This is a genomic window from Gelidibacter sp., from assembly GCF_039916245.1.
Taxonomy (GTDB): Bacteria; Bacteroidota; Bacteroidia; order Flavobacteriales; family Flavobacteriaceae; genus Gelidibacter.
The window spans coordinates 1-4,981 of sequence record NZ_JBDSLS010000174.1 but is presented as its reverse complement, the minus strand read 5'-3'; the positions used below and the strand labels follow the sequence as shown (position 1 = coordinate 4,981).

The following is a 4,981-nucleotide window of genomic DNA, read 5'->3' as shown; positions in this document are numbered from 1 at the left end:
CCTATCACTTCGGTTATTTTGTTGCGCAACTTAATCAAGGTTTGATAATCGTTGGCTGATTTCGCGGTCGTAAAAGTGTCTTTGATAATGCGCGCATCGTTATCGGAAAGCTTAATTACGGTTGGATAGGTTGGCTTGTAATCCTCCCTCAAATTTTCTAAAATTGTATGACTGATATTCACTTTGTCCTTTAATAAAATGACCGCAGTTCCCGCAGCCATATCTCCCAAACGCTGAGATCTTTTACTGAAAAGAATGACAAAAAATCCCAAACCGAAAATATAAATATCCACAATCCTAAAAAACCAGCGCACTACGTAATCGGCGAGCGATGCTTGATAGCCATCAATTTTCACGACTTTTATTTTCATGATTTTCTTCCCTATGGTCTGTCCTTCCATTAGCGCTTCCAGAACCAGCGTATAAAAAACAACTGGCAAACCAAGTAAGGTGTTGATGCCAATTTGCGACCACTGATCCATATCCTCAAAAGCACCAACTGTCATATTCAAAATTGTGATATACCCTATCTTAATCAGCATGTCAATCACAAAAGCCAACAAACGTTCGCCCACGCCAGAAGCCGTAAAGTTAATTTTTACATTTTGGGTGGTGTTAATTTGTAACTCTGACATATTATAATTTATTTTAACAACTGTATGAGAGAAGTTGCATTTATTAAGCAAAATAAGGAAAAATGGCTGAGTTTTGAAACTGCCATTTTCAATAATGATTTTAAAAATCCCGATGAACTCGCTTCACAATACATCCAACTGATTAACGATTTATCCTACGCGCAAACTTACTACCCCAAAAGTAAAGTAATTACCTACTTAAATCAATTGGCGGCTAAGGCTTTTCAGAAAATATATAAAACCAAACGCGAAGACAGCAATAGAATTGTCGCTTTTTGGAAAACGGAAGTGCCCTTAATCATGTACCAATACCGGAAGTTCGTCTATATCGCCTTTATCATTTTCACGCTTTTCACTATGATTGGTGCTTTTTCAGCTGCCAATGATGGCGAATTTGTGCGTTCTATCTTAGGCGATGAATATGTCAACATGACTTTAGAAAACATTGAGGCGGGCAATCCTGTGGCAGTTTATAAAAGCGGCAGCAATTGGGGAAGTTTTATTGGGATTACCGTAAACAATTTACGCGTTGGTGTGATTGCCTTTATTCTGGGTGTTTTCGGCGGAATTGGCACCGTTTATATTTTATTCAAAAACTGTATCATGCTCGGTTCTTTCCAATACTTTTTTCATGAAAAGGACGTTTTTTGGGAAAGCGTCAGAGGCATTTGGATTCATGGTGCCATGGAAATTTTCGCCATTGTCATTTCAGCAGCGGCAGGATTGATTTTAGGAGCAAGCATTTTGTTTCCTGGCACGCATTCACGATTCACTTCGTTTAAGGAAGGCGCCAAAACAGGCGTCAAAATATTGATCAGCACCTTTCCTTTTACTTTTTTCGCTGGATTTTTAGAAGGCTTCATCACAAGATACGCTCAAGAAATGCCTAAAATGATTTCGGTTGGTATTATCTTGGTCACTTTAGGATGCATTAGTTACTATTATCTCATCTATCCCTTTGTTTTAAAGAAAAAACTTGACACACAATTGATCCCCATAATCGCTTAAATGAAACTTAACCTGACGCTTATTTTTATGGCCTGCATGTTTCTGCTCAATGTGAATACTTCACTTTGGGCAAGTTCAACTATGCAGCAACCACAAACTGAACGTCAATTTAAAGAGGGTTTTAAGGACAATTATTCAGGCAGAAAGTACAATTACGAAGGCAAGGAAGAAGTGCGCTCCGCCTCATCAAAACATGGCGATCCGTCTAAATATTCTGAAAACAAACCGTATTCAAAAGAGGACAATAACGCAAATGATTTTTCATTCAACTTCAATGCGCTCAATTGGTTGTTCATTCTTATTCTGATTGTTGCCGTCGGCTATTTAGCCTACACGCTTTTAAATGATGGGAGCAGCAAACTATTTTCTTCAAGAAATAATGAGAAACTGAAATCTTACGGCGAAATCACTGCTGAAAACATAAAGCATGCCGACATTAAAACCCTTATCGCTAATGCCGAAAACACCAACGATTATCGATTGGCCATCCGATATTATTATTTACTGGTTTTAAAACAATTGACCCTCAAAAACTTCATTAAATACGCCGATGATAAAACCAACGCCGATTATATGAATGCGATTGCCGCTGAAAAATTCAGCAAGGATTTTGCCTATACCTCCTACATTTATAATTATACCTGGTATGGCGAGTTTGCATTGGATATGCAGCAATACCAATTGGCCAAGGCTAGTTTTGTTCAACTTATTAAAGAGATCAACTCATGAACAAAACCTTAGTTACCCTACTCGTCATTGCAGCAACCGTCATCACGATTGCCATCACAATCGATTACAGCAATAATCGCACGGTAGATTGGGAAGAAAGTTATAATGAAAAAAGCAACAAGCCTTACGGCGTCAGTGTGTTTTATAAAGAATTATCGAAGTTGTTTGAGGATCAGAAAATGAAAACCATTTACTATACGCCTTACAACTATTTTTATGCGAATTCAGAAGATGGCTATGGCGACCACGTGGCAGAAGGAAATTTTATATTAGTCGGTAATTCCGATTATTTAGTGGACGCAGATATAGAAGAATTACTCCTTTTTGCAGGCCGCGGAAACACCATTTTCATGTCCGACTACACTTTCCCACAAACTTTATTGGATACTTTGAATTTAACCGTAGATAGCATTAAAAACAAAGACATTATTGCAAAACTGAACTTTAATAATTCGAGTTTAACATCTAAAAACACAACCATTGATAAAAGTGAAAGCTCTGCCTATTTCTCGAAATTTGTAGCCAACAACTATAAAGCTTTGGGCTATGTGAACGATGACCCTAATTTTACCAATTTTTTGGAAATTCCTTTTGAAGACGGAACCATCTATTTACATTTAGAGCCGAGAGTCTTTACCAATTACAACATCTTAAAGGATCAGCGCTACCTTTATACGGAAGGCGTACTCTCCTATTTACCAAACGAGACGATCTATTTTGATTCCTATACCAAGTTTTTCGATTCCTACTATGGCGATGCTCAAGAAAAATCAAATTTGAGCTGGTTTCTACAACAGCAATCCTTCAAATGGGCTTGGTATTTGGCTCTATTTCTAACTTTATTATTTATGGTTTTTAATGCCAAACGACGCCAACGCATCATTCCGATTGTAAAACCATTGGAAAACACAACCGTCGGATTTGTAAAAACCATTTCCAATCTCTATTATGAAACACAAGATCATAAAAACCTCATCGATAAGAAAATTACATATTTTTTAGAGAAGATACGATCCGATTACAATTTAGACACCACCAATTTAAACGACGAGTTCATTACCAAACTCTCTCAAAAATCTGGAAAGAAGAAAGAATCCGTCAAAAAAACCATTAATTTCATCAATTGGTTACGGACCAAGAATGAGTTTTTTGAAGAAAACCTTTTGAAACTCAATAAACACATTGAAGAATTTTACTCATAAATACATGGAAAATCAAGACCCTTTTGAAGGACTAACACCAATAGAATCCACACCAATTCCAGAAATCATTCAGGAAGAAACCTCGGAAGACATTCAATTTACCAACCGCCTCGACCTCTCTGAACTGCAAACAAATGTGCAAAAGATCAAGGAAGAGATGAGCAAGGTTATCGTTGGCCAATCGGATATGTTAGATATGCTGATGGCCTCTTTACTCGCCAAAGGCCATTCCTTAATTGAAGGTGTCCCAGGTGTCGCGAAGACGATTACGGCGAAACTGATGGCGAAATCCTTAAGCGTTGGATTTAGCCGAATTCAGTTTACGCCCGATTTAATGCCGAGTGATATTTTAGGAACCTCTGTATTCAATTTGAAAACGACCGAATTTGAGTTTAAAAAAGGCCCTATTTTCAGCAATATGATTCTGATTGACGAAATCAACCGAGCACCGGCAAAAACACAGGCTGCTTTGTTTGAGGTTATGGAAGAACAGCAAATTACCATTGATGGTAATTATTATAACCTGAATTCTCCATTCATGGTTCTGGCCACCCAAAATCCGATTGAACAAGAAGGCACCTACCGTTTGCCCGAAGCGCAACTCGACCGTTTTTTATTTAAGATTGAAGTGCGATATCCCAATCTAGAAGAGGAAATTGAGATTTTAATGCGCGAGCACAATTTACAGGATCGAGTCAAAACAGATGCCATCACGCCATTTTTAACTGCGGAACAAATTATCAAATACCAAGCGCTCGTAACGCAAATATTGGTGGAAGAGCATTTGTTAAAATACATTGCCGATTTGATAATGGCCACACGGAATAATCAATTTTTGTATTTGGGCGCTTCGCCAAGAGCTTCGATTGCGATATTAAAAGCAAGTAAAGCTTTTGCCGCCATGTCAGGACGTGATTTTGTAACTCCTGAAGACATTAAACGCGCTGCCATCCCTGTATTACACCATCGTGTGATAGTAACTCCAGAAAGAGAAATGGAAGGCATCACGAGTACCGATGTGATAAAACAGATTATTGAGAATGTTGAGATTCCGAGGTAGGGTTCAGTTGGCAGTTTTCAGTCTTCAGTTAGCAGTCGCAGTCTCAGTTTTCGGTCAGCAGTTGGCAGACTTCATGCTTCTTGCTTCCAACTCCAAGCTTATTAAAAACATTCGTTAACCCGCCTGAATGGACGGGCAGGTTCATGGCAAAAAACAAATTATAAACTTGAAAGTCCTTAAACCCTTTTACATACAGCCTCGGTTTTTTTATAGTGGATTGTTCATTATAACCCTGTTTGTATTCAGTTATTTTGTTCCGTTTTTATTTGGAGTTGCGCAACTCTCCATTTTGGTCGTGCTAATGTTATTTTTTTTGGACGTTATCATTGTTTTTTTTGGTGGAAATA

5 protein-coding genes are annotated in these 4,981 nt (G+C 38.0%); 4 read left to right on the top strand and 1 reads right to left on the bottom strand.

Going from position 1 to position 4,981, the window contains the following annotated elements; all coding sequences use genetic code 11:
• On the bottom strand, nucleotides 1–635 hold a 635-nt coding region (locus ABIQ28_RS09450), incomplete at its 3' end, for an RDD family protein (protein WP_348036641.1).
• 24 nt (nucleotides 636–659) lie between these two features.
• Here ABIQ28_RS09450 and ABIQ28_RS09445 point away from each other — a divergent pair.
• From ABIQ28_RS09445 to ABIQ28_RS09430, 4 genes are read left to right on the top strand one after another with little or no spacing between them, the layout of a single operon-like run.
• Nucleotides 660–1,643, top strand: a complete 984-nt coding sequence (locus tag ABIQ28_RS09445; RefSeq protein ID WP_348036640.1) for a stage II sporulation protein M — start codon at nucleotides 660–662, stop codon at nucleotides 1,641–1,643.
• On the top strand, nucleotides 1,644–2,372 hold the full coding sequence (locus ABIQ28_RS09440) for a hypothetical protein (RefSeq protein ID WP_348036639.1): 729 nt from the start codon (nucleotides 1,644–1,646) through the stop codon (nucleotides 2,370–2,372).
• Nucleotides 2,369–3,574, top strand: a complete 1,206-nt coding sequence (locus tag ABIQ28_RS09435; protein ID WP_348036638.1) for a DUF4350 domain-containing protein — start codon at nucleotides 2,369–2,371, stop codon at nucleotides 3,572–3,574. The genes ABIQ28_RS09440 and ABIQ28_RS09435 overlap by 4 nt, the downstream gene beginning before the upstream one ends.
• 4 nt (nucleotides 3,575–3,578) lie before the next feature.
• Nucleotides 3,579–4,634 carry a MoxR family ATPase gene (locus tag ABIQ28_RS09430; RefSeq protein ID WP_348036637.1) on the top strand — a complete coding sequence of 352 codons (1,056 nt, stop codon included), beginning with the start codon at nucleotides 3,579–3,581 and terminating at the stop codon, nucleotides 4,632–4,634.
• Nucleotides 4,635–4,981: the final 347 nt, after the last annotated feature.